Origin of the sequence: Methylobacterium planeticum (genome assembly GCF_008806345.1) — a bacterium.
GTDB lineage: Bacteria > Pseudomonadota > Alphaproteobacteria > Rhizobiales > Beijerinckiaceae > Methylobacterium > Methylobacterium planeticum.
The window spans coordinates 262,432-281,924 of the sequence record NZ_VZZJ01000006.1; the positions used below are offsets into that span (position 1 = coordinate 262,432).

Consider the following 19,493-nt stretch of genomic DNA (forward strand, 5'->3'; position numbering starts at 1 on the left):
CTCTCAGCGAGGCTGCCGGTCGAGGATCCGGCCCTGGCCCGGCGCTCCGATGACACGGCCCGCCTCGGCGATCACCTCGCCCCGCAGGATCGTGGAAACGGGCCAGCCGACGACCTCGAACCCTTCCCAGGGCGTGTAATCGGCGCCGTGATGCAGGATCTCCTGGCGGATCGTCTCCCGACGGTTCGGGTCCCAAAGGGCGATGTCGGCATCGTATCCCACGGCGATCGAGCCCTTGCGCGCCAGGCCGTAGATGCGCGCATGGTTCGTCGACGACAACTCGACGAAGCGCTGCAGGCTGATCCGCCCCTTCGAGACGCCTTCGGAGAACAGGATCGGCAGGCGCGTCTCGATGCCCGGGATCCCATTCGGCACCCAGCGGAAGGAGGTCCGGCCGCGGGGGGTCAGCTTGCCCTCGGGGCTGTCGTAGCGGAACGGGCAGTGGTCGGACGAGAAGGTCTGGAACACCCCCTGCGTGAGGCCTTCCCAGATGGCCGCATGGCTGTCGCGGTCGCGGGGCGGCGGCGAGCAGACGTATTTCGCGCCGCTCATCTCGAGGCCCGCGTCGCGCAGGTCCTCGGCCGTCAGCGTGATGTATTGCGGGCAGGTTTCGGCATGGACCTTGAGGCCTCGGCTCTGGGCCCAGCGCACCTGCTCCATCGCCTCGCGCCCGGAGACATGCACGATCATGATCGGCACGTCGACGAGTTCGGCGTGGCTGATCGCCCGATGGGCCGCCTCCCGCTCGACGATCTCGGGCCGCGATACCGCGTGGTAATAGGGTGCCGTGCGGCCCTCGCGCTCCAGGCGCTCGGTGAGGAACCGGATGGCATCGTAGCCCTCGCAGTGGACCATCACCAGGGCGCCCTCGCGCCGGGCCACGTCGAAGACCTGCAGCAGGTCCCTATCGCTGAGCACGAGGTCGTCGTAGGTCATGAAGACCTTGAAGGAGGTGTACCCGTCCTTGACGAGGGAGGGCAGCTCCTGGCCAAGCACGTTCGGCGAGGCGTCCGAGACGATCATGTGCATCGCCACGTCGACGTGGCATCGGCCCTCCGCGAGGGCCCGGTAGGATTCGACTGCCGCGCGCAGCGATGTGCCCCGCGCCTGAAGCGCGAAGGGCATCACCAGGGTGTTTCCGCCGGCGGCCGCAGCCGCCGTGGCCGATGCGAAATCATCCGCCATGACGATGCCGGGGCCGGAGGGTTGCGCGATATGAACATGGCTGTCGATGCCGCCGGGGAGGGCGAGGAGGCCCCTCGCGTCGATCTCGCGCGGGGCACCTTCGAGGGTATCCGCGAGGGCGACGATGCGGCCGCCGCGGATGCCGATATCGGCCCGCACCGATTCGGAGGCCGTGACCACGGTGGCGCCCCGGATGGCGAGATCAAGTTCGGTCATGGTCTGTGTCTCACAGGGCCCGAAGCGCGATCGGTTCGTTGGTATGAGCGATCCGCTCGGCCAGCGGCAGCGGCAATCCGATGGCGGACTTGGCGGGCGGTCGGCTGAAGGTGCCGGTAGTGGCCTTGCGTGGGCGCAGCGCGACGAGGGCTTCCGCCTGCTTCACGGCGGCCGCGACCTGATCGATGACCGGGACCGGGATTCGGTGCGCAACCCGCCGGGCAAGGCCCGCCAGCGGCGCGCCGGGGAGGATCACCACATCGGCCTGATCCGCCGCGATGCTCCGCGCCGACAACTCGACGAGAAGGTCTTCGCTGCCCTCCTGCACCGTCGCGACGGTGCGCACCGGCATGTCGAGCATTCGGATCCCGGCGCAGCGGCTCGCGAGACCGTGCATCGCGACGCAGTCCTCGTACCAGGGCCCGAGGGCGCGCGAAGGTGACGATGCCGAAGCGCCGCCCGAGCATGCAGGCGCTCAGCATCGCGGCCTCGGCCATCCCGACGATCGGGATATCGAAGAGTTCGCGCGCCCCGAGCAGGCCCGGGTCACCGAAGGCCGCGATCACCACGGCGTCGACGGCGTCGTGGTGCTCCGCGATCATCTCCAGAGCGATGGCGCCGCCGATCTGCGCCTCGGCCCGGCTGGCGATGTAGGGCATCCCGCGGGACGCGGTGACCGGGACGATGGTGGTGCCCGGAGAAGCTACCGCCCGCGCCACGACGAGCATGCGCTCGGTCATGTCCTGCGAGGTGTTGGGATTGAGGAGGAGGAGGCGCAACGGTTCAACTCTCAGCGCGCGTGGCGGCCGGACGCGGGCGAAATCGCGAACATGCTGCCCCACGCGGCGAGCCCTCGGGCGTCCTTCCCGAGGAGAGCAAGGCTGCCCCAGAGGGTGGCGGCGATGGAAACGTAGACCGGCAAGCCGAATTCGCGTTCGAGGAACGGTGCGATCCGGCGGGCGCCCGTCGCGCGGAACAGGTCGCGAAACGCAAGGACCGAGGTCGTGCTCGGGATACCCGTCGTCGATTGGATCGCGGCGCAGAGCGCCTCGTCGCGGGCGAAGCCAAGCCAAGCCGCCGAAGTCCCGTTCCAGGCGATCGCATCGACGCGTGCGTGGCCGAGGAGTTCGGCCGCCTCCGTCATCCGTGCGAGGGAAAACTGACCGAGTGCAGTCTCGGACAGGGCGATCTCGGTCACCCGGAAGCGGCCGAAATGGACGCTCGTCCCCGGCAGGTCGGCGGCGAGCGCTGCCATCATCGGCTCCAGCACCGTGTTCGATAATGGCGTCAGCATGCCGAGACGCAACGCCGGTCCGTCGGGCGTCGCGTCACCGAACATCTCCGGGCCGGACATCAGGCCGCCCGGCGGGACGTCGTCGCCTCGTCCCGGATGAGCGAGAGCACCCGGCGCTTGGCGTCGTTGAAGGCGGGGCGGGTAACGTCGCGCGGGCGCGGGAGGTCGAAGGCGAAATCGTCGCGGATGCGGCCCGGCCGGCGCGTCATCACGGCAACCCGGCTCCCCAGCACCAGGGCCTCGTCGACGCTGTGGCTGACGAACACGATGGTGCAGCGGATGCGCTCCCAGATCCGCACCAGTTCCTCCTGCATCTCCATCTTGGTCTGGGCATCGAGGGCCGCGAAGGGCTCATCCATCAGGATCACCCGCGGGTTCATCAGAAGCGCCCGGGCGATGCCGACGCGCTGATTCATGCCTCCCGAGAGTTCCGACGGAAAGTGCCGCTCGAAGCCGGTCAGGCCGACGAGGTCGATGAAGGATTGCGCCCGCTCGCGCCGCTCCTTCCGGCCGACGCCCTTCAGCTTCAGGTGAAAAGGCACGTTGTCGGCAACGTCGAGCCACGGCATCAAGGTCGGCTGCTGAAAGACCACGCCGCGGTCGGCGCATGGGCGCTCGACCCGCGTGCCGGCGACCTCGATCAAGCCGCTGCTCGGCTTCTCGAAACCCGCGATCATGTTGAGGAGCGTCGACTTCCCGCAACCGGAGGGCCCAAGCAGGCAGACGAAGTCATGGTCGGCAATCGTCAGGTTCACGGTGTCGACGGCCAGCACATCCTGGGAGCGGGCCCGGTCGTGGAAGGCCTTGGTGACGTTGCGGATGGCGATCTCGGCCATGGTCAGCCCTCCCGGCCCTGGACGGTGGTGGTCCTCTGCCAGCGCAGGATGCTGCCCATCAGCCCCTTGATCGCCCAATCCGACAGGTATCCGAGCAGGCCGATCGAGACCATCGCGGGAATGACCATGTCGTAGCGGAGGAAGTAATAGGAGTCCCACAGTACGTAGCCGACGCCGCTTTTCACCGCGACCATCTCGGCCCTGACCGTCAGCATCCAGGCCGAGCCGATAGCGATGCGTAGGCCTGCGAAGATCGAGGGGAGGGCGGCCGGAACGACGACGTTCCAGAGAAACTGCCGCTCGTTGGCGCCCATCATGGATGCGGCCCGAACGAGGTTCCGGTCGATCGTCCAAACCCCGTGGATGGTGTTCATCAGGATCGGGAAGAAGGCTCCGAGAAAGACCAGGAAGATCGCCGGCCTGTCGGCGATGCCGAACCAGATGATGGCGAGGGGAATCCATGAGACCGGCGGGATCGGGCGGAGCATCTGCAGGGTCGGCTCGACCGACTTCTCGATGGATCGCGACCAGCCGATCGAACCTCGCCGCCCATCCGGTCGACACGCTGGTGATCGGCGCGGCGATCACCGCGGATGCGGCCCGGGAACGCGCCGACCCGGCGGGCATCGTGGCGGGCAATGTCGGGGTGGTGGCGGACGCGGTCCGGGCGGCGGGCAGGACGGGGATCAGGCCGCCTTCTGGCTCTGGCCGCCGCTCGGCGCCACGGTCGCCTGCAGGCCGCTGATGATGCCGGCGAGTTGGTGCGGGTGGTAGGGCGTGCGCAGGCAGGGTGCCCCCGCGACCTTGTGGGCGGCGGAGATCCGGTGCGGCTGGCGCGCCGTGTAGATCACGTGGATCGAGGGCCGGAGCCGGCGGGCCAGCGACGCCAAAGCGAGGCCGTCGCTCGCGTCGCGCACGTCGGCATCCGTCACCAGGACGTGGATGTGGCGCAGGGCCTCCTCGTCGCGCAGGATCGCCTCGGCCTCGGCCGCGGTGCGCGCGCTGCGCACCTCGTATCCGTAGCCTTCGAGCCCGCTCGTGGTCAGGAGCCGCGTGAGTTCGTCACCCGACAGGAGCAGCACCTGAGGTTGGCGATGTCGATGTGCCACGGAACCCACCCTTGGAAAAACAGTAAACACATTACCTTATAAAAGCGTTAACGTTGTGTTAACGGCGCTGGTCACAATCAATATTCGCAGGACTTCGGACAAAAATGCCGACCCGCCGCCGATACTGCCTCAGTAATGATCACCGGCCTGCCCAACCGGTCGCCAATGCTCCATGTCAGCCGGCGTCGCGCGGGACCCTTCGTCCGGCCTCGCGCCGCGGCCGAAGCGGACGCGCCCGAGGCGATCGACGGCGGCGGCGAGGACGACGCTCCGCAGGATTGCGGGCACCGGGGGTCAGGACCCCGTCGCGGCCAAGATGCTGGACGGCCGACCAGCCATGCGCCGACCGCCGGAGCGCGAGGCCCGCGCATGCCGGAGGTCGCCGGAGGCGGAACCGGGGCGGGCTGGCGCGGGGCGGGCGTCGACGCCATCGGGCTTTCCGGTCCGGCGCGGCCGCGCCGTGGCGGCGCATCCTCCCGCAACGCCGGCGACGCCGCTCTGGTCACAACAGCGTGAGGTGCCGCGGGCGTCGGGGGAAACGCCGATCAACTGGCGCAGATGCCTCCAATTCTTGCGCAGATGTCCAACAACGAGGCAGCCGCGGCCGGAACGTTCGCGCGTATAGATGTTTAAGCGTTTAACATATCGTGAGCGGGCGGCGACCATGCGCATTCGGACCGGCTACACCATCGCGTTCGACACGTTCGGCCCGACGCCGATGCTGCTGCTGCTGAACGTCCGGCCGGAGCGCCAGGCCGATCTCGTCACGCCGGAGCGCATCAGCTTCGATCCGCCGGTCGAGGCCTCGCAGCACCGGGACGAGTTCGGGAACCTGCGCACCCGGATCGTCGCCCCCGGCGGCCGGATCGCGATGTCGGCCGATTTCGTGATCGAGGATTCCGGCGCACCGGACGCGGTCGAGCAGGGGGCCCGGCAGATCCCGGTGCAGGACCTACCCGACGCCGTGCTGCAATTCCTGCTCGGCTCGCGCTACTGCGACACCGACAAGCTCTCGGCAACCGCCTGGTCTCTGTTCGGCGGGACCCCGGAGGGCTGGGCCCGGGTCCAGGCCATCGTGGACTACGCCCACGGGCGGCTCCGCTTCGACTACCTGCAGGCCGACGAGACCCGCAGCGCCGCCGACGGCCACGCGCAGCAGGTCGGCGTCTGCCGCGACTTCGCGCATCTCGCCATCACCCTGTGCCGCTGCATGAACATCCCGGCCCGCTACGCTACCGGCTACCTCGGCGATATCGGCATCCCGCCGGTGCCGGACCCGATGGATTTCTCGGCTTGGTTCGAGGTGTTCCTCGAAGGCCCGCAGGGCCCGCGCTGGTACACCTTCGATGCCCGCCACAACACGCCCCGGATCGGCCGGATCGTGATGGCCTACGGGCGCGACGCCACCGATTGCGCCATCACCACGAGCTTCGGCCGCGCCCCGCTCGCCCAGTTCACGGTGCATACGGACGAGGTTGCGGGCGACTTCGTGCTCGAACGCGCCGCCTGAGGGCGCCGGGCGGCCCGGCCGTCAGAGACCGAGATGCCGGTGCGCCTCGGCCGGGCTCATGGTGTGGATGTCCTGATCCGTGAAGCCGAGCGCGCGCAGGCGCACGCGCTGCTCGCGGGTGATCATCAGCGAGAGGGCGGGCGCGGCGTCCGGCCGGACCTCCTCGGCGCGCCCGAGCCGTTCCAGGAACATCTCCTCCTCCGCCGCCCGATCGAGCAGCCGGCGCAGATAATCGTCGGCTCCCGCCATCGGCCCCCGCCCGTCATCCGGTGACACCGGTCCCGATCGGGCGACCGCGACCGCCCGCCGGAACCTGTCCCGCCTTGATGGACGCCGGGCAGGCCCGGCGTCAAACCGGACGGGCCCGGCGTCCAACCGGGCGCGCCGACGCCTTCCGCGACGCCCGCTCGCAACGCCTAGCCGACGCTCTCGCCCTGGGCGGCGCCGAGCCAGGCCTTCAGCTTGGCCGAGATCGACTGGGCTCCGCGCGGGCTCGACGGCGGCGGCTCGGTCCGGGCCGCGTCGAGGCGGCCGCGCGCCGCCTCGAACCCGATCGCCTCCGCCTGCCGGCCGATGGCGAGGGCGCCCTCGAGCGCCTTCAGGCCCCGCTCGAACCGGGTGTGCCGGGGATAGAGCCCGAGATAGCCCACCTGCGAGTCGATGAAGGCCGCCCGGCGGCGCTCGACCTCCGGCGTGTCCGCGCAGGCGAGGCGCGTCACGAAGGGCATCAGGCGCTGACGGTCGGTGTCGTTCGCCTCGTCGTTGAGCATCATCGCGAGGCTGCAGATCGGCCGCGAGAAGCAGGGCGGCATGTCGAGGATCGAGCGTACGGGCCGATAGGGGAATCCCGCCGCCACGAGCGCCGCCTCGTTGATGCAGGTTCCACCGTCCTCGCCCGGAAACACGTGCGAGCCAGCCTGGAGCGTCCAGTTCAGGATGTGGTCGAACTTGTTCATGGTGGCCTACCCCGTAGCCGCCCCCAATTTCGAGGATCCTCCCGGACGCGCGGGACGTCCTTAACATAGCGCAAGTGCCCGGCGAACTTGAGCGGCGAACCCCGCCCGCCGAGCACCGGACGGGGATTTCCGCGCCTCAGCCCTCCGCGGTGAGGACCGAGATCAGGGCGTTGCCGTACTGGGTCGCCGGCTTGACGCGCGCCGCGTGCTCGATCCGCGCGATGATCTGCGAACCGTCGCCGTTGCAGAAGGTCTCCTTGATGTCGGCGGAGCGCAGGCCGAGGTCGCGCCCGAGCAGCGCGTGCACGCTCGCGAGGCGCTCGTCCGTGTCGATCGTGAATCCGAGCGATTGATGCGGCTTGTAGAACAGCACCCGGTCGCCGGAGTGCAAGAAACCCTTGATCGTCTCGAAAGTGTAGATCGGCTCCGCCTCGGACACCCCGCCCACCTCTGATGATTTCTGTGGGCGGAGTTCTTGCCGTCGGTGACGCGGGGGTCAATCTACCTGAGAGCATACGCGGAGCGGCAGCCTTGACCTCAAGTGGGTTGCCATCCGCGTCAGCGATCTCCGGCCGAGCGCGTGGTGATTTGCAGGAGGAGACGCGAGCGATGAGCGCGACTGAGAGACCCTCCCCGGAACGCCTCGCCAGGGTGTCCGAATTGGCGGTGAAGCTCGCCGAGAAGGCCCTGGCGGAGCGGATGCTCCAGCGCCCGGTCGCCGACCAGACCGTGACCGCCCTGGCGCAGGCGGCGCTCCTGCTCGAGGAGCACGGCGAGCCGGTGCCGCCCCTCGCCCTCGAGCTGCTGACGCGCTTCTTCGAGGAGCGCCGGCGCGCGGGGGACGGGGCGGGACCGGGTCCCGCGGGCGGGGCCGGCCACCCCGAAGACCCGCACGATCCGGACGGGCCGACCGTCGCCCGTAAGGTCATCGGCTTCTTCCGCTCGCTTCGGCCGGGTCACAGGAGATGACGGAGGAGGCGCGGACGGAAGAAGGCCCGGGCGGCGGGTGCCGTCCGGGCCTTCGATCGAGGGTCGGCCGGGGCCGAATGCGGCGATCAGCGGTCGCGGCGCTCGCGCACGGTGCGCTCCTCGCGGCGCTCGATCCGCTCCTCGCGGCGGTCGGGGTCGACCCCGAGCACGCCGCCGACGGTGCCGGTGGCCGCGCCGACGGCGCCGCCCACGACGCCGCCGACCGGCCCGGCGGCGCGGTTGCCGTCCTCGACGCCCCGCTCGGCCCCACGCACGGTGCCTTGCGCCTGGGCGGAGGCGGCGAGGGCGAGGGGTGAGAGAATCAGGGTCGCGGCGATCAGGATGCGCTTCATCGGGATGTCCTTCCGGTGGGGTTGCGAGGGGTCCGGCCGCGCCGTGCGCGCCGGGGTAGCGTGCCCCGTCAACGGCCGAGCGCCGAAAAGGTCGCAATATTCCCTGACCGAGGACCCGCGCGGCGGGCTCAGGCCTCCGGATTCGTCCGCAGCGAGAACCGGTCCCGCGCGGTGATGCGGTCCGCCGGCAGGTCGCGGATCTCGCGCCGGAACACCTCGCGGCTGAGGAAGCTGCGCTCGATGTCGAACTGGTCCTCCGCGACGTCGATGTACCAGCAGCGCCGCCGGCCGCTCCAGCGATAGCTGCGGGCCTTGAGCACGTCCTTGGTCTCGATCGGCGAGCCCGTCGCCCAGATCCGCACGGTGGGCTTGCGGGCGGTCTCGAGCAGGCAGGCGAGGGCGAGGCGCCCGGACCGGCGCAGCGGCGCGGCGAGGAGGGCCAGGAGGGCGTGGCAATCGTCGATGGCGCGGTGGCCGTTGTGGAAGCAGCCGTAATCGACGAGCAGGTAGCCGAGCTTCAGGCCCTCGTGGCCCTCCTCGCGCCAGGGCAGCTGGTGGCAGGAGCAGGCCCAGTTCTTCTCGGCGAAGACCGGCCAGCGCGTCTCGCACATCTGCCGGTCGAAGCGCGCGTTGTGGGCGATCACCACGGCGGCGTCGGCGGCGAGCGCCAGGACGGCGGCGTCGTCGATCCGCTGCCCGGCGACGTCCGCGTCGGTGATGCCGGTCAGCCGCGTGATCTCCGGCGGGATCGGCCCGCGCGGCTGGTGCAGCTGGTTGAAGGTCTCCAGCACCCGGTAGACCCGGCCGCTCGCCCCGTACTCGAACTTGATGATGCCGAGCTCGATCACCTCGGCGGTCGCGTGGTCGATCCCGGTGGTCTCGGTGTCGAGGATCAGCCCGATGAAGGTCGGCTCGTCCGGAACCACGCCGCAGCCCGCGAAGGGCCCGAGCCGGCGCAGCACCCGGTACTCGCCCGTGCTCTCCAGGACGCTCGCAATGCCGTCGAGGGGTTCGGTCACCGTCGCTCGCGTCCCGCCGCGTCTCGCCCGCGCCGCCCGCATCGGGGCGAGGCGGCGCAACGCGACAACCTAGGCGCGAAGGTTCGGGTCAGGCCAGGGCCGCCGGGCCGGCATCCCCAGGCATTTGCGGGCCGGCATCCCCAGGCATTTGCGGGCCGGCGGCCCGCTCAGCCGCTCAGCCGCGCAGGCCCGGGGCCTCCTGCCCGGTGCGCGCCACGTATTCGGTGTAGCCGCCCCCGTAGGCGTGGATGCCGTCGGGGGTGAGTTCGAGGACGCGGTTCGACAGGGCGGCGAGGAAGTGCCGGTCGTGCGAGACGAACAGCATGGTGCCCTCGTAGCCCGAGAGGGCGCCGATCAGCATCTCCTTCGTGCCCATGTCGAGGTGGTTCGTGGGCTCGTCGAGGACGAGGAAGTTCGGCGGGTCGTAGAGCATCCTGGCCATCACCAGGCGGGCCTTCTCGCCCCCCGAGAGCACCCGGCAGCGCTTCTCCACGTCGTCGCCCGAGAACCCGAAGCAGCCCGCGAGCGCCCGCAGCGAGCCCTGGCCGGCTTGCGGGAAGGCATCCTCCAGGAACCCGAAGATGGTCCGGTCGCCGTCGAGGAGGTCCATCGCGTGCTGGGCGAAGTAGCCGAGCTTGACGCTGCCCCCGATCGTCACCGCGCCGTCGTCGGGCTGCGTCGAGCCGGTCACCAGCTTCAGCAGGGTCGACTTGCCGGCGCCGTTGATGCCCATCACGCACCAGCGCTCCTTGCGGCGCACCGAGAAGTCGAGCCCCTCGTAGATCCGGCGGCTGCCGTAGCGCTTGTGCACGTTCTTCAGGCTGACGACGTCCTCGCCGGACCGGGGCGCCGGCTGGAACTCGAAGGCGACGCTCTGGCGGCGCTTGGGCGGCTCCACGCGCTCGATCTTGTCGAGCTTCTTCACCCGGCTCTGCACCTGCGCGGCGTGGGAGGCGCGGGCCTTGAAGCGCTCGATGAACTTGATCTCCTTGGCGAGCATCGCCTGCTGGCGCTCGAACTGGGCCTGCTGCTGCGTCTCGTTCAGCGCGCGCTGCTGGTCGTAGAAGGCGTAGTCGCCCGAGTAGGTCGTCAGGGCGCCGCCGTCGATCTCGACGATCTTGGTGACAATGCGGTTCATGAACTCGCGGTCGTGCGAGGTCATCAGCAGCGCGCCCTCGTAGCCCTTGAGGAAGGTCTCGAGCCAGATCAGGCTCTCGAGATCGAGGTGGTTGCTCGGCTCGTCGAGGAGCATGACGTCGGGGTTCATCAGCAGGATGCGGGCGAGCGCGACCCGCATCTTCCAGCCGCCCGAGAGGGCGCCGACATCGCCCTCCATCATCTCCTGGGTGAAGCTCAGGCCGGCCAGGACCTCGCTCGCCCGGCCCTCCAGGGCGTAGCCGCCGAGTTCCTCGAAGCGCCCCTGGACCTCGCCGTACTGCTCGATGAGGGTCTCCATCTCGTCCATCCAGTCGGGGTCGGCGAGGGCCGCCTCGAGCGCCTTCAGCGATGCCGCGACCGCGCTCACCGGGCCGGCGCCGTCCATCACCGCCGCGAGCACGCTGCAGCCGGACATCTCGCCGACATCCTGGCTGAAATACCCGATGGTGATGCCGCGCTCGGCCGCGACCTGGCCCTCGTCCGGCTGCTCCTCGCCGGTGATCATCCGGAACAGGGTGGTCTTGCCGGCGCCGTTCGGACCGACGAGGCCGATCTTCTCCCCCTTCTGGAGGGCGGCGGAGGCCTCGATGAAGACGATCTGCCGGCCGTTCTGCTTGCCGATCTTTTCCAGGCGTATCATGCGTGCGCGGGACCTCGGGATTGTCCCGCGCCCATACGGCATCGGTCGCGCGAGCGGAAGGGCGGGGGGATCATTGCAGACCCCCGCCGGCCCCGGGCCCGCCCGGCGCGGCCCTGGCGGGAAGGGAAGCCTTAAGCATTCCTGCACCATACTGGCCCCCCGAGTTCGGCCAACGCTGCCGGTGATGCCGCTGACCCAGATCCTGCTGTCGCTCGTCGTTCCGGTCTTCAACGAGGAAGCCGCGATCGCCCCGTTCCTCGCCCGCGCCGACGCGGCGATGGAGAGCGCCTGCCGGCGCGCCGGACCCGGCACGCGCTACGAGATCCTGTTCGTGGACGACGGCAGCTCGGACGCGACCCCGGCGATCCTCGCCGCCGCCCGGCTGCAGCGCAGCGACATCGCGGTGGTGAGCCTGTCGCGCAATTTCGGGAAGGATGCGGCGCTGGCCGCAGGGCTGCGCCACGCCCGCGGCCAGGCGGTCATCCCGATCGACGTCGACCTGCAGGATCCGCCGGAGGTGATCGAGGAGATGGTCGCCCTCTGGATGGCCGGCTCCGTCATCGTGAACGGCGTACGCTGCGGGCGCAGGGTCGACACGCCGCTGAAGCGGCTCACCGCCTGGGGCTTCTACGGGGTCTATAACCGCGTCGCCGACCAGGGCATCCCGTCGAATGCCGGCGACTTCCGGCTGCTTGACCGGCAGGTCGTCGACATCCTGAACACGCTGCCCGAGCGCGCGCGCTTCATGAAGGGGCTGTTCTCCTGGATCGGCTTCCGTCAGGCGGAGGTCCGCTTCGTGCGCGAGGCCCGCCGGACGGGCCAGACCAAGTGGCGCTACTGGCGCCTGTGGAACTTCGCCCTCGACGGCCTCACGGGCTCCACCACCGCGCCCCTGCGGGTCTGGACCTATATCGGCCTCACCGTGGCGGGCTTCGCCATCCTCTACGGCCTGGTCCTGATCGGCCTGACCCTGGTCACCGGCAACGCGGTGCCGGGCTACCCCTCGATCATGGTGACGATCCTGTTCCTCGGCGGCCTCAACCTCCTCTCCCTCGGGATCATGGGGGAATATGTCGGCCGCATCGCCGCGGAGGTCAGGGGCCGCCCGCTTTACCTCGTGCGCGACGTGAATGGGGAGCGCGCGCGGCTTCCCGAGCAGGATTCCGAATGGACCCGACCGCCTATGCCCGAATGGCCGAGAACGAACAGCGGCACTGGTGGTTCACCGGCCGACGCCAGATCCTCGCGACGCTCCTCCGCCGCGAGCTGAGCCGGGGCCGCGCCCCGGCGCCGATGCGCATCCTCGAGGCCGGCTGCGGCAGCGGCGGCAATCTCGGGATGCTCGGCGCCTTCGGGACCGTCGAGGCGGTCGAGTACGACCCGGGCGCGCGCGCGATCGCCGAACGGCGCTCCGGCCTCGTGATCCGGCCCTGCGCCCTGCCGCACGACCTGCCCGTCCCCGACCGGAGCTACGACCTGATTGCGCTCCTCGACGTGCTGGAGCACGTGGAGGAGGACCGCGCCTCCCTGGCCGCCCTCGGCGCCAAGCTGAAGCGGGACGGCCGCATCCTGGTCACCGTGCCGGCCCTGCCGTGGCTCTGGTCGCACCACGACGCGGTCCACCACCACAAGCGGCGCTACACCGCGCGCAGCCTGACGGACGCGGTCGCGGCGGCGGGGTTGCGCGTCGAGCGCGTGGGCTACTTCAACACGCTGCTGTTTCCCCTGGCGCTGGCGCGCCGCGTCGGCTCGATCGTGACCGGGCGGCCGACCGAGGACGACCGGGTGCCGGCCCGATGGATGAACGCCCTGCTCCGCACGATCTTCTCGGCGGAGCGTCACCTCGTCGGCCGCGTCCGCATGGCCCTCGGGCTGTCGCTCTTCGCGCTCGTCAGCCTGCCGGACTGAGCGCCGCCGCGCCCGGCCGCCCGAACACCGCCGCGACCGCGTCCGCGTGGATGCGGGTCCAGCCGGCGCGGGCGAGGTGGCGTGCCTCCGGGGATCCGGCCTGGACGAGGGCCCAGGTCACGCCGTGGCGGCTCAGGATGTCGAGGAACGGGCCGTCCGCCTCGGCCGCGATCGCCTCGTTGAGGCTGCGGGTGAAGCCGCCGAGGAAGATCTGGTCCGCGCGCCCGTCGACGAAGGTCGGCACGCCGGCGCCAATCAGGAATCCGCCGAAGTCGAAGCTGTTGTAGACCGGGCCCGCCGTCAGCCCGCCGCGGCGCGCGGCATCGAGGGCGGCGCGGGGCGCCACCGCCGGATCGGGTTCCAGGGGACGCGTCAGCGTGAGGCCGACCGGCAACGCCAGGAGCAGCGCGGCCACGGCCCACCCGACCGGGTGCGGGGCCGGGACCGGCGCCGCGGCCCGAGGCGGCAGCCAGCGCGCCAGGGGGGCCGCGGCGAGGATCGGGGCGATCAGGGCGAAGAGGTCGAGGAATCGCCCGTGCCGCAGGGTCATGGCGCCGAGGAGGAGCAGGAGGACGATGCGCGGCAGGTTGCGCCATCCCTCCCGCGCCAGGACGAGGAGGAGCGCCAGCATCGCGGCGCCGGCCAGAATCCCGACCGTGTCGAGGTCGAGCGGCTGCCATTCCTGAATGTAGGGGAGGGGCTCGCCGCTGCCGAACAGGGTGATGGTGATCAGCATGGCGCGGGGGCCGTAGGGGGTGGCGCAGGCCGCGAGGGGCATCGCGGCGAGGAACATGCCCCAGCGCAGGGCGAGGCCGGCCCGCCGCCCCGCCGGTGCCGCGGCGACCGCCTCGAGCCCGATCAGCCCCGCCACCGCGAAGCCGATGGTGAAGCCGGCATGCAGGTTCGCCCACAGGGCGAAGAGGCCGAGCACCCACCAGGGCGGCCCGGCGCGCCGCTCGGCGGCCCCCACCAGCGCGCAGGTCGTCAGAAGGATCACCGGGAAGGAGAGGACGTGCGGCCGCGCCAGGAGGTGCGGTGCGGTCAAGACCGCGGCGAGCAGCACCGCGACGAGGGCCGAGGTCGGCGCCAGGTCGCCGCAGAGCCAGCGATACATCAGCGCGAAGGTGCCGGCGACCACGAGGGCGGTCAGCAGGGCGACGCCGGGCCAGCCGGCAGCCGCGAAGGCGCCGTAGAGCAGGACCTGCGAGAGCCACTCCTTGGCGATCCAGGCGGCGCCCGCGAAGGTGTGCGAGAAGCGGTCGACCCAGGGCAGCGCCCCCTCGGCCACGATCCGGGCCCCGACGGCCACGTGCCACTGCGTGTCCGGATCCCCGAGGAGCCGTCCCGCCTGGCTCGCCAGGAACGCCAGCACCCCGACCAGCACGAGCGTCGCGCCATCCGGCCGGAGCCGGCGCACCGGCATGGGGCGGGGTGCTGCGAGGATCTCGGCCATTTCGGATGCGTCCGGCTTCCCAAGGCCGCAAGCTTGGGCCCCGCGCGTGAAGATCGCTTTAAGCCGGGATCCACCGGCGCCGGGCGGGCGTCATCCGGCGCGCGCGAAAAAATCCTGGCCGCCTGTGTCGGAATCGGGCTGGGATCCGCGTCCTCTGACGGGAAGGAGAAGCCATGCTCTACACCATCCTCTGCTACAAGGACGAGGACGTCGTCACGGGCTGGAGCCAGGAGGAGGACGCCGCCGTGATGGCCCGCCTCGGCGTCGTCCACGAGAAGCTGCAGCGCACCGGGCGGCTCGGCCCCTCCCTGCGCCTCCTGCCGACCACCGCGGCGACGACCCTGCGCAAGGCGAGCGAGCCGCCGCTCGTGATCGACGGCCCATTCGCGGAGACCAAGGAGCAGTTGCTCGGCTTCTACGTGGTGGACGTGGCCGACCTCGAGGAGGCGCTCGCCATCGCCCGCGACCTCGCGGCGGCCAATCCCGGCGGCGCCTACGAGCTCCGCCCCGTCCTCCTCTACAATCCCGATCCGAGGCTCGCCGCCGGATGAGCGAGGCCAATCCGGACACGGCCTGGATCGCGGCGGCGCTGGGCGCGGCCCGGCCGCAGGCGATCGCCGCCCTGCTGCGCAGCTTCCGCGACCTCGACGTCGCGGAGGAGGCCTTCCAGGAGGCGACCCTGCGCGCCCTCCGGACCTGGCCCCGCAACGGCCCGCCGCGCGATCCCGCGGCCTGGCTCATCCTGGTCGGGCGCAATGCCGGCCTCGACGGGAAGCGGCGCGAGGCGCGGCACGCCCCCCTGCCGGACGATGCCGCCCTGTCCGACCTCGACGACACGGAAGGGCCCCTCGCGGAGCAGCTCGACGCCGTCCCCTACCGCGACGACATCCTGCGCCTGCTGTTCATCTGCTGTCACCCGGACCTTCCGGCGACGCAGCAGATCGCCCTGGCGCTGCGGATCGTCTCCGGCATCAGCCTGGCGCGGATCGCCCGTGCCTTCCTGGTCTCCGAGGCGGCGATGGAGCAGCGCATCACCCGCGCCAAGGCGCGGATCGCCCGCAGCGGCGTGCCCTACGGGCCGCCCGGCGCCGCCGAGCGCGCCGAACGGCTTTCGGCCGTCGCCGCCATGGTCTACCTCGTCTTCAACGCCGGCTATTCCGCCGGGACGGGTTCGGAGCGCGGCGCCCTCTGCGACGAGGCGATCCGCCTCGGGCGCGTGCTGCTGCGCCTGTTCGGGACCGACCCGGAGGTGATGGGGCTCCTCGGCCTGATGCTGCTCCAGCACGCCCGGAGCCCGGCGCGGTTCGATCCGCAGGGCGAGATCGTGCTCCTCGACGACCAGAATCGCGCCCTGTGGAGCAGGCCCATGATCGCCGAGGGGCTGGCCCTCGTCGACAAGGCGATGCGCCACCGCGCGCCCGGCCCCTACCAGGTCCAGGCCGCCATCGCCGCGCTCCACGCCCGCGCGCGCCGCCCGCAGGACACCGATTGGGCGGAGATCGACGCCCTCTACGCGGTGCTCGAGCGGATGCAGCCCTCGCCGGTGGTGAGCCTCAACCGGGCGGTCGCGGTCGGCAAGACCCGCGGCCCCGCGGCGGGGCTCGCGCTCACGGACGCCCTCGCGGCGGCCCTCGACGGATACTTCTACTTTCACGGGCTGCGCGGCGCCTTCCTGATGCAGCTCGGCCGCGCCGCCGAGGCCCGGGAGGCGATGACCCGCGCGATCGCCCTCGCGGGCACCGCCGCGGAGGCCGCGCAGATCCGCCAACAGCTCGACCGCCTGTCGCGCGAGGCCGCGCACCCGGACTAGCGACAAACGAAAAAATTTCGCCGACGCTGTCGGAGACCGGTCGGGCCGAGCGTCCTTGGGGCGAGGCCGCGGACGACCAGGGTCGCAGCCGAGAGGAGAGGACCAGCATGAGCAGCACCGACGCCAAGCCCGCCGACGCCAAGCCCAACGACGCCAAGCCCGCCCCCTGCCCGACGAAGGGGGGCCTCGTCGCCTACCTCACCGTCGACGGCGCGATGAAGGCCGCCGAGTTCTACGCCCGCGCCTTCGGAGCCGAGACCGCCGCCGCGATTCCCCCCGACGAGCAGGGACGGACGATGCACGTCCACCTCTACGTCAACGGCTCGTCGCTGATGCTGTCCGATGCCTTTCCCGAGCACGGCCACCCGCTGCAGGCGCCGCAGAGCTTCAACATGACGCTGATGGTCGACGACATCGCGGCGTGGTGGGCACGCGCGACCGAGGCCGGCGCCACGCCGCTGATGCCGCCGACCGACATGTTCTGGGGCGACCGCTACGCGCAGCTGCGCGACCCCTTCGGCGTGGTCTGGGCGATGAACCAGCAGACACGCTGATCGACGCCCCGAGCCTGCCCCGCCCGGTCGCGACGCGCCCGCACCGTGCCGGCGCCACCGATCGCGCGCCGCCACGCAACCTCCGACCATGAGACCGGCCATGACCGACGCGACCTCCGAAACCCCGAGCGCCTCGACGGGCGAGCGCGACCTCGTCCTCACCCGCATCATCCCGGCGCCGCGGGCCGCCCTGTTCCGGGCCTGGACCGAGCCGGAACTCCTGAAGCGCTGGTTCGCGCCGAAGCCCTGGACCGTGAGCGAGGCCGAGACCGACCCGCGGCCCGGCGGGGCGAGCCGCCTCGTGATGCGGGGGCCGGACGGCTCGGAATTCCCGAGCGCCGGGGTCTATCTCGAGATCGTGCCGGACGCCCGCATCGTCTTCACCGACGCCTACCTGCGGGCCTGGGAGCCGTCGGCGAAGCCCTTCTTCACGGGTATCATCACCTTCGAGGATGCGGAGGGCGGGACCCGCTACACGGCCCGCGCCCGCCACTGGTCGGCGGAGGACCGGGCCCGGCACGAGGCCATGGGCTTCCACGCGGGCTGGGGACGCTGCGCCGACCAGCTCGCGGAGCTCGCCGCGACCCTCTAGGGGCGGGCCGCCCCAACACCCTCCACGGATCGGGAGATGCACCCATGTCGACGATCAGCACCTGCCTCTGGTTCGGCGGCGACGTCGAGGCGGCCGTCCGCCTCTACGTCTCGCTCATTCCCGGATCGGCCATCACGCATGTCCAGCACGCGCCGGGCCCCTGGCCGGGCGGGCAGGCGGGCGACGTCATCCTGATCAGCTTCAGGCTCGGCGACCAGAGCTTCCAGGCGCTCAACGGGGGCCGTCCGGCGAGCTACGACACCGCCGCCTCGATCTCGGTCCTGTGCGCCGATCAGGCGGAGGTGGACCGGCTGTGGTCGGCGCTCACCGCCGAGGGCGGGGCGGAGATCGCCTGCGGCTGGCTGCGCGACCGCTGGGGCGTGCCCTGGCAGATCGTGCCCGAGATGCTGCCGCGCCTCCTGGCCGACCCCGATCCGGCGGTCGGGAGCCGGGTGTTCCTGGCGATGCAGGGCATGGTGAAGCTCGACATCGCCGCCCTGGCGCGCGCCGCCGCGGGCTGAGGCCGGTTCCGGGTCGATCGCGCGGCAATCCCGGACGATCGGCCCGATGATCGGGGCCACTAACCCCTTGTGGCGATGGACGTTCGAATGGGCAGCCCCCACATCTCCTGTAAGAGCCTCCTCGGCTCGCTGCGTGATCGGTGCCCGCCGTGCCCCTTATCGCCTCCGACCTTCCGCTCGACCTCGTGGGGGACGCGGATTACCTGCGTGACGTGCTGCTGAACATGGAGTGGATCCGGCACCGGGACGACCGGCGCGTCCGCTTCTGCCTGCGCGGCGAGGCGGGCCGGCCCGATTACCGGACCGAGTACCCGCAGGGCCACCGCCTGCAGAACTTCCCCCGGCACTACGACGGCCGTAGCCATCTGCTCCTTGGCACCGCGGGGGGCGCCCCGTACGCCGATGCGGACTTCACCGCGCCGCTGGGCTGGGACGACGTGCTCACCCTGCTCAAGCAGGCGCTCGACCAGAAGCACGGGCGCGCCCGCGTCGTCGAGGGCGGCTAGGCCGGCTGCGGCCCGCCCGCGGATGCCGGGATGGCGAAGCCGCGCGCGCCGGCTCGATCCGTTCATTCATCGCGGCCCGTCCGACGCCGCCGGCGTGCCTGCGCCAACCGCAGGGCCGCCCGGTGCCGCGGCGCGCGTCGGCCGAGGGGGCCGGCGTGGAGTTGGCCCACCAGGCCCGCGATGTCGCGTGGCAGGGCCCCGCCGCGATCCGGGCTGAAGGCGGTCTCGAGCGCGGGGCCGACACTGCGGAGAAAGGCCTCGATCGCGGCCCCATCGCGGCGCGGGCCGCCGCGGCCGGGGATCTCCGCCCGGTCGAGGGGACGCTCCCCCGCATCGCGCCGCGCCGGGGTCAGGAGGTCGAACATCGGGCTGCTCTGCCGTCGGGATCGGGGGTGCCGGGCAGGCGAGGGGGCCCCGCGCCGCGCGACAGGGACAGAGTGCGCCTGACCGGTTGAACGGCCGCTGAGGCGCGATGCGGGCTGGCGTTCAGGTTCCGCTCCGGGCAGCGGCGGCCCGTCCGGTCAGGCCTGGGACGGCCGGCCCGGCACGCGACCTTTACGCACCCGCCACAGCGGCCCGCACGCTCGGTGCGAAGCCCGACACGGAGCCAAAACGCCGCTGGGGCGATTGACGATCGGAGGACATCGCCATGCAACTCTCCCCCTTCGCCCTGCTCGACCTCGTGCGGCTTCCCGATGGGCGCGTCGGCGCCGTCGTGGGCGTGTGGAACCTCGGTGAGGCCTACGAGGTCGATATCGGCAACGTCCGCGAGACCTGGTCGGCGGACGACCTCACCCCGACCGCCTGAGGCGGCACCCTCGGCATCACCGACGCGGCGCCCGCGTCCGGTCTCAGCGTTCGCGCCAGGCCTTGGCGATCTGGTCGGTCAGGGGCTTGGTCAGGT

23 protein-coding genes and 2 pseudogenes are annotated in these 19,493 nt (G+C 71.5%); 11 read left to right on the forward strand and 14 right to left on the reverse strand.

Annotated features, from left to right (window positions below; genetic code table 11):
• Positions 1–3: 3 nt before the first annotated feature.
• From hydA to F6X51_RS10150, 6 genes and pseudogenes are all read right to left on the reverse strand, one after another.
• Positions 4–1,401 (reverse strand): dihydropyrimidinase, encoded by a 1,398-nt coding sequence (gene hydA / locus F6X51_RS10125; RefSeq protein ID WP_150963164.1) that lies wholly within the window; start codon positions 1,399–1,401, stop codon positions 4–6.
• A 10-nt stretch (positions 1,402–1,411) separates the two neighbouring features.
• A pseudogene (locus F6X51_RS10130) lies at positions 1,412–2,180 on the reverse strand (aspartate/glutamate racemase family protein).
• An 11-nt stretch (positions 2,181–2,191) separates the two neighbouring features.
• Positions 2,192–2,755 carry a hypothetical protein gene (locus tag F6X51_RS10135; protein ID WP_246696731.1) on the reverse strand — a complete coding sequence of 188 codons (564 nt, stop codon included), beginning with the start codon at positions 2,753–2,755 and terminating at the stop codon, positions 2,192–2,194.
• A complete protein-coding gene (locus F6X51_RS10140) occupies positions 2,755–3,531 on the reverse strand; it encodes an ABC transporter ATP-binding protein (RefSeq protein WP_150963166.1) in 777 nt (258 codons plus the stop codon). Before F6X51_RS10140 ends, F6X51_RS10135 begins: the two co-directional genes overlap by 1 nt.
• Before the next feature lie 2 nt (positions 3,532–3,533).
• A pseudogene (locus tag F6X51_RS10145) lies at positions 3,534–4,070 on the reverse strand (ABC transporter permease); the annotation flags it as partial.
• A 147-nt stretch (positions 4,071–4,217) separates the two neighbouring features.
• Complete coding sequence (locus F6X51_RS10150; protein ID WP_150963168.1) at positions 4,218–4,640, reverse strand: response regulator; 423 nt, start codon at positions 4,638–4,640, stop codon at positions 4,218–4,220.
• A 664-nt stretch (positions 4,641–5,304) separates the two neighbouring features.
• Here F6X51_RS10150 and F6X51_RS10155 point away from each other — a divergent pair.
• Positions 5,305–6,150: a transglutaminase-like domain-containing protein gene (locus F6X51_RS10155; RefSeq protein ID WP_150963170.1), complete on the forward strand. Its 846-nt coding sequence runs from the start codon at positions 5,305–5,307 to the stop codon at positions 6,148–6,150.
• A gap of 21 nt (positions 6,151–6,171) precedes the next feature.
• On the opposite strand, the gene F6X51_RS10160 is transcribed toward F6X51_RS10155, so the two are convergent.
• From F6X51_RS10160 to F6X51_RS10170, 3 genes are all read right to left on the reverse strand, one after another.
• Positions 6,172–6,399: a hypothetical protein gene (locus F6X51_RS10160; RefSeq protein WP_150963172.1), complete on the reverse strand. Its 228-nt coding sequence runs from the start codon at positions 6,397–6,399 to the stop codon at positions 6,172–6,174.
• A 167-nt stretch (positions 6,400–6,566) separates the two neighbouring features.
• Positions 6,567–7,106 carry a hypothetical protein gene (locus tag F6X51_RS10165; protein WP_150963174.1) on the reverse strand — a complete coding sequence of 180 codons (540 nt, stop codon included), beginning with the start codon at positions 7,104–7,106 and terminating at the stop codon, positions 6,567–6,569.
• Positions 7,107–7,242: 136 nt separating this feature from the next.
• The gene (locus F6X51_RS10170; protein WP_210250298.1) at positions 7,243–7,545 is read right to left on the reverse strand and encodes a hypothetical protein; all 303 of its coding nucleotides are present in this window, start codon (positions 7,543–7,545) and stop codon (positions 7,243–7,245) included.
• 170 nt (positions 7,546–7,715) lie between these two features.
• Between F6X51_RS10170 and F6X51_RS10175 the strand changes: the two genes are divergently transcribed.
• Positions 7,716–8,075: a hypothetical protein gene (locus tag F6X51_RS10175; RefSeq protein WP_150963178.1), complete on the forward strand. Its 360-nt coding sequence runs from the start codon at positions 7,716–7,718 to the stop codon at positions 8,073–8,075.
• Between the two features lie 86 nt (positions 8,076–8,161).
• Here F6X51_RS10175 and F6X51_RS10180 read toward each other — a convergent pair whose 3' ends face one another.
• The 3 genes from F6X51_RS10180 to F6X51_RS10190 all read right to left on the reverse strand — a co-directional run bounded on the left by F6X51_RS10180 (position 8,162) and on the right by F6X51_RS10190 (position 11,245).
• Entirely contained in the window at positions 8,162–8,428 is a 267-nt protein-coding gene (locus tag F6X51_RS10180) for a hypothetical protein (RefSeq protein WP_150963180.1), read from the reverse strand.
• 128 nt (positions 8,429–8,556) lie between these two features.
• Positions 8,557–9,447: a 3'-5' exonuclease gene (locus tag F6X51_RS10185; protein ID WP_150963182.1), complete on the reverse strand. Its 891-nt coding sequence runs from the start codon at positions 9,445–9,447 to the stop codon at positions 8,557–8,559.
• Between the two features lie 175 nt (positions 9,448–9,622).
• Complete coding sequence (locus tag F6X51_RS10190) at positions 9,623–11,245, reverse strand: ABC-F family ATP-binding cassette domain-containing protein (protein ID WP_150963184.1); 1,623 nt, start codon at positions 11,243–11,245, stop codon at positions 9,623–9,625.
• A 184-nt stretch (positions 11,246–11,429) separates the two neighbouring features.
• Between F6X51_RS10190 and F6X51_RS10195 the strand changes: the two genes are divergently transcribed.
• Positions 11,430–12,515 (forward strand): glycosyltransferase family 2 protein, encoded by a 1,086-nt coding sequence (locus F6X51_RS10195; protein ID WP_150963186.1) that lies wholly within the window; start codon positions 11,430–11,432, stop codon positions 12,513–12,515.
• Positions 12,437–13,153 carry a class I SAM-dependent methyltransferase gene (locus tag F6X51_RS10200; protein WP_210250299.1) on the forward strand — a complete coding sequence of 239 codons (717 nt, stop codon included), beginning with the start codon at positions 12,437–12,439 and terminating at the stop codon, positions 13,151–13,153. The genes F6X51_RS10195 and F6X51_RS10200 overlap by 79 nt, the downstream gene beginning before the upstream one ends.
• On the opposite strand, the gene F6X51_RS10205 is transcribed toward F6X51_RS10200, so the two are convergent.
• Positions 13,137–14,606 carry a hypothetical protein gene (locus tag F6X51_RS10205; RefSeq protein WP_150963190.1) on the reverse strand — a complete coding sequence of 490 codons (1,470 nt, stop codon included), beginning with the start codon at positions 14,604–14,606 and terminating at the stop codon, positions 13,137–13,139. The genes F6X51_RS10200 and F6X51_RS10205 overlap by 17 nt on opposite strands.
• 173 nt (positions 14,607–14,779) lie before the next feature.
• On the opposite strand from F6X51_RS10205, the gene F6X51_RS10210 reads away from it, so the two are divergent.
• From F6X51_RS10210 to F6X51_RS10235, 6 genes are all read left to right on the forward strand, one after another.
• Positions 14,780–15,157 carry a YciI family protein gene (locus tag F6X51_RS10210; RefSeq protein WP_150963192.1) on the forward strand — a complete coding sequence of 126 codons (378 nt, stop codon included), beginning with the start codon at positions 14,780–14,782 and terminating at the stop codon, positions 15,155–15,157.
• Positions 15,154–16,416, forward strand: coding sequence for an RNA polymerase sigma factor (locus tag F6X51_RS10215; protein ID WP_150963194.1), 1,263 nt, complete (start codon positions 15,154–15,156; stop codon positions 16,414–16,416). The genes F6X51_RS10210 and F6X51_RS10215 overlap by 4 nt, the downstream gene beginning before the upstream one ends.
• Before the next feature lie 107 nt (positions 16,417–16,523).
• On the forward strand, positions 16,524–16,970 hold the full coding sequence (locus tag F6X51_RS10220; RefSeq protein WP_150963196.1) for a VOC family protein: 447 nt from the start codon (positions 16,524–16,526) through the stop codon (positions 16,968–16,970).
• 100 nt (positions 16,971–17,070) lie between these two features.
• The gene (locus tag F6X51_RS10225; RefSeq protein ID WP_150963198.1) at positions 17,071–17,562 is read left to right on the forward strand and encodes an SRPBCC family protein; all 492 of its coding nucleotides are present in this window, start codon (positions 17,071–17,073) and stop codon (positions 17,560–17,562) included.
• A gap of 44 nt (positions 17,563–17,606) precedes the next feature.
• Complete coding sequence (locus F6X51_RS10230; RefSeq protein ID WP_150963200.1) at positions 17,607–18,083, forward strand: VOC family protein; 477 nt, start codon at positions 17,607–17,609, stop codon at positions 18,081–18,083.
• A gap of 149 nt (positions 18,084–18,232) precedes the next feature.
• A complete protein-coding gene (locus tag F6X51_RS10235; protein ID WP_150963202.1) occupies positions 18,233–18,589 on the forward strand; it encodes a hypothetical protein in 357 nt (118 codons plus the stop codon).
• A 62-nt stretch (positions 18,590–18,651) separates the two neighbouring features.
• On the opposite strand, the gene F6X51_RS10240 is transcribed toward F6X51_RS10235, so the two are convergent.
• Positions 18,652–18,954 (reverse strand): hypothetical protein, encoded by a 303-nt coding sequence (locus tag F6X51_RS10240; protein WP_150963203.1) that lies wholly within the window; start codon positions 18,952–18,954, stop codon positions 18,652–18,654.
• A 284-nt stretch (positions 18,955–19,238) separates the two neighbouring features.
• Here F6X51_RS10240 and F6X51_RS27800 point away from each other — a divergent pair, with 284 nt between their 5' ends.
• Positions 19,239–19,397 (forward strand): hypothetical protein, encoded by a 159-nt coding sequence (locus F6X51_RS27800; protein WP_191970061.1) that lies wholly within the window; start codon positions 19,239–19,241, stop codon positions 19,395–19,397.
• Positions 19,398–19,493 lie beyond the last annotated feature (96 nt).

What these genes read in the sequence shown, in the direction of transcription:
- hydA (WP_150963164.1), bottom strand. Translation starts at nt 1,401, where the DNA reads ATGACCGAACTTGATCTCGCCATCCGGGGCGCCACCGTGGTCACGGCC.
- F6X51_RS10135 (WP_246696731.1), bottom strand. Translation starts at nt 2,755, where the DNA reads ATGTCCGGCCCGGAGATGTTCGGTGACGCGACGCCCGACGGACCGGCG.
- F6X51_RS10140 (WP_150963166.1), bottom strand. Translation starts at nt 3,531, where the DNA reads ATGGCCGAGATCGCCATCCGCAACGTCACCAAGGCCTTCCACGACCGG.
- F6X51_RS10155 (WP_150963170.1), top strand. Translation starts at nt 5,305, where the DNA reads ATGCGCATTCGGACCGGCTACACCATCGCGTTCGACACGTTCGGCCCG.
- F6X51_RS10160 (WP_150963172.1), bottom strand. Translation starts at nt 6,399, where the DNA reads ATGGCGGGAGCCGACGATTATCTGCGCCGGCTGCTCGATCGGGCGGCG.
- F6X51_RS10165 (WP_150963174.1), bottom strand. Translation starts at nt 7,106, where the DNA reads ATGAACAAGTTCGACCACATCCTGAACTGGACGCTCCAGGCTGGCTCG.
- F6X51_RS10175 (WP_150963178.1), top strand. Translation starts at nt 7,716, where the DNA reads ATGAGCGCGACTGAGAGACCCTCCCCGGAACGCCTCGCCAGGGTGTCC.
- F6X51_RS10180 (WP_150963180.1), bottom strand. Translation starts at nt 8,428, where the DNA reads ATGAAGCGCATCCTGATCGCCGCGACCCTGATTCTCTCACCCCTCGCC.
- F6X51_RS10190 (WP_150963184.1), bottom strand. Translation starts at nt 11,245, where the DNA reads ATGATACGCCTGGAAAAGATCGGCAAGCAGAACGGCCGGCAGATCGTC.
- F6X51_RS10195 (WP_150963186.1), top strand. Translation starts at nt 11,430, where the DNA reads ATGCCGCTGACCCAGATCCTGCTGTCGCTCGTCGTTCCGGTCTTCAAC.
- F6X51_RS10200 (WP_210250299.1), top strand. Translation starts at nt 12,437, where the DNA reads ATGGCCGAGAACGAACAGCGGCACTGGTGGTTCACCGGCCGACGCCAG.
- F6X51_RS10205 (WP_150963190.1), bottom strand. Translation starts at nt 14,606, where the DNA reads ATGGCCGAGATCCTCGCAGCACCCCGCCCCATGCCGGTGCGCCGGCTC.
- F6X51_RS10210 (WP_150963192.1), top strand. Translation starts at nt 14,780, where the DNA reads ATGCTCTACACCATCCTCTGCTACAAGGACGAGGACGTCGTCACGGGC.
- F6X51_RS10215 (WP_150963194.1), top strand. Translation starts at nt 15,154, where the DNA reads ATGAGCGAGGCCAATCCGGACACGGCCTGGATCGCGGCGGCGCTGGGC.
- F6X51_RS10220 (WP_150963196.1), top strand. Translation starts at nt 16,524, where the DNA reads ATGAGCAGCACCGACGCCAAGCCCGCCGACGCCAAGCCCAACGACGCC.
- F6X51_RS10225 (WP_150963198.1), top strand. Translation starts at nt 17,071, where the DNA reads ATGACCGACGCGACCTCCGAAACCCCGAGCGCCTCGACGGGCGAGCGC.
- F6X51_RS10230 (WP_150963200.1), top strand. Translation starts at nt 17,607, where the DNA reads ATGTCGACGATCAGCACCTGCCTCTGGTTCGGCGGCGACGTCGAGGCG.
- F6X51_RS10240 (WP_150963203.1), bottom strand. Translation starts at nt 18,954, where the DNA reads ATGTTCGACCTCCTGACCCCGGCGCGGCGCGATGCGGGGGAGCGTCCC.
- F6X51_RS27800 (WP_191970061.1), top strand. Translation starts at nt 19,239, where the DNA reads ATGCAACTCTCCCCCTTCGCCCTGCTCGACCTCGTGCGGCTTCCCGAT.